The organism is Stenotrophomonas sp. NPDC078853 (genome assembly GCF_044901215.1).
Taxonomy (GTDB): domain Bacteria; phylum Pseudomonadota; class Gammaproteobacteria; order Xanthomonadales; family Xanthomonadaceae; genus Stenotrophomonas; species Stenotrophomonas lacuserhaii.
The window spans coordinates 360,675-362,814 of record NZ_JBJDOQ010000002.1; the positions used below are offsets into that span (position 1 = coordinate 360,675).

Here is a 2,140-nt window from a genome sequence, read left to right on the forward strand (position 1 = left end):
ATCGCCACCTTCCGCGCCGACATCGATGTGGCGACCTGCGGCGTCATTTCGCCCCTGAAGGCCCTGAACTACCTGATCGAGAGTCTGGAATCGGACATCGTGATCATGGATTACCGCGTGCGTGGCTTCACCCGCGACGTGAAGGGCAAGAAGCATTACATCGATCACAAGATCAACTCGATCCAGAACTTCCTGGCCAAGAACATCAAGTCGCGTTACGAGATGTTCGACGTCAACGTCTATCAGGAAAACATCTTCCACACGAAGATGCACCTGAAGGACTTCGACCTGGACCAGTACCTGTTCGAAGAGAAGGCCAAGAACCTGTCCTTCAAGGAACGCATGAAGATCGAGGCGCTGCTGCGCCGTGAAATCGAAGAACTGTTCCACGGGCGCAACCTGTCCGAGTGATACCGGCAGGGTCCTCCGGGGCCGTGCTTATGAAGGTGGGACGTCCCGCCCCGTGGAACCGCGATCTGCGCAGATCAGCGTTTCACGGCAGTCGACCGACCGACGGCCCGGTGTGAAGACACCGGGCCGTTTTGTTTTCGTTTAAAAAGTTGAGGAGTACCCCATGCCCTGGATCTATCTGCTGCTGGCCGGCATCTTTGAAATCGGCTTCGCCATCGGCATGAAATATTCCGATGGTTTCAGCAAGCCGTTGCCGACCGTTGCCACCGTGGTGGCCGCATTGATCAGCCTGTTCCTGATGAGCCAGGCGATGAAGACCATCCCGGTGGGTACCGCCTACGCCATCTGGACCGGCATCGGCGCACTGGGCGTGGCGGTGCTGGGCATCTTCCTGTTCAACGACAGCGCTTCACCGGCCCGGCTGGGCTGCGTAGCGCTGATCGTGGCCGGTGTGATCGGCCTGAAGCTGGTTTCCACGCCCTGACCGGCTCATGAAAAAAGGGTCAGAGTCCTTTTCCGCAGGAAAAGGACTCTGACCCCGGCTCCGGGCCTGCTCTGTGGTCCCTCAGAACCGGTAGGCGATCGTCTTCATCACCTTCGATGCCAGCGCCATCGCGCCGGGAATCGGGAACGGCAGGCGGCGCGCACCGGCCTGCTCGGCGTGCTCGGCATGCCGGGCTTCGTCTTCCTTCATCACCTTGATCACTTCGCGGCTGCGCAGGTCGGCTGGCGGCAGCGTCTCAAGGTGCTCGTCCAGGTGGGCTTCCACCTGGCGTTCGGTCTCCACCACGAAGCCGAGGTTCCAGCCGTCGCCCCGCAGCCCGGCCAGCGTGCCGATCGCATAGCTGCCGGCGTACCAGACCGGATTGAAGCGGCTGGGGCGGCTGTCCAGCTCGCCCAGCCGGATCGCACACCAGGCCAGGTGGTCGGTTTCTTCCTGCGCCGCTTCCAGCAGATGGGCGCGGGTTGCCGGATCCCGGGCGACGGCCGCCTGGCCGAAGTACAGCCCCTGTGCACAGACCTCGCCGACATGGTTGATCCGCATCAGGCCGGCCGCATGCCGCCGCTCGCCAGGGCTCATCCCGGGCTCGGCTGCGTCGGAGGCGGGGTAGGGGCGTTCTGCCGGCGGATTGCCGAACACCGTGTCCAACGCACGCTGTGCCTCGGTCAGCAGGTGGTCCAGCGGGGTGGTCTGGCGGAGCGCGCTCATGGTGGGGCCGGTGACGTCAGGGGAGCCTTGATTCTCGCCGCCCGGCGCGCCCCTGCCAACCCATGGGCGTGGGTGAACTTGCGCGGCGGGACGAAGCTGGGTAAAATCCCGCCTCTTGCGTTTCACCTTCACAACGCGTGGCAGAGTTCCGGCCCTCCTGGCCGCAATGAGCCCGACGACCTACATAGAGTTCTTCATGAGCACTTTCACCGCTAAGAACGAGACCGTCCAGCGCGACTGGTACCTCGTTGACGCCGAGGGCAAGACCCTGGGCCGTCTCTGCACCGAGCTGGCCCGCCGTCTGCGTGGCAAGCACAAGCCGGTCTACACCCCGCACGTTGATACCGGCGACTACCTGGTCGTCATCAATGCAGAAAAGATTGTCGTCACCGGCAAGAAGCTGCAGGACAACATGGATCACCGTTTCACCGGTTACATCGGCAACCTGAAGACCCACGCGCTGGCCCAGGCGCTTGAGCGCCACCCGGAGCGCGTGATCGAGATCGCCGTGAAGGGCAT

3 protein-coding genes and 1 pseudogene are annotated in these 2,140 nt (G+C 63.0%); 3 read left to right on the top strand and 1 reads right to left on the bottom strand.

The genetic code is table 11. The annotated features are described in order from the left end of the window. Window positions 1-411, top strand: a pseudogene (locus ACI2JH_RS03900) (S-adenosylmethionine decarboxylase); the annotation flags it as partial. A gap of 163 nt (window positions 412-574) precedes the next feature. Next, window positions 575-895 carry a quaternary ammonium compound efflux SMR transporter SugE gene (sugE, locus tag ACI2JH_RS03905; protein WP_042614284.1) on the top strand — a complete coding sequence of 107 codons (321 nt, stop codon included), beginning with the start codon at window positions 575-577 and terminating at the stop codon, window positions 893-895. A gap of 81 nt (window positions 896-976) precedes the next feature. Here sugE and coq7 read toward each other — a convergent pair whose 3' ends face one another. After that, window positions 977-1,621: a 2-polyprenyl-3-methyl-6-methoxy-1,4-benzoquinone monooxygenase gene (coq7, locus tag ACI2JH_RS03910; RefSeq protein ID WP_182656236.1), complete on the bottom strand. Its 645-nt coding sequence runs from the start codon at window positions 1,619-1,621 to the stop codon at window positions 977-979. Window positions 1,622-1,817: 196 nt separating this feature from the next. Between coq7 and rplM the strand changes: the two genes are divergently transcribed. Next, the coding region (gene rplM / locus ACI2JH_RS03915) for a 50S ribosomal protein L13 (protein WP_404735494.1) at window positions 1,818-2,140 on the top strand (323 nt) is incomplete at its 3' end.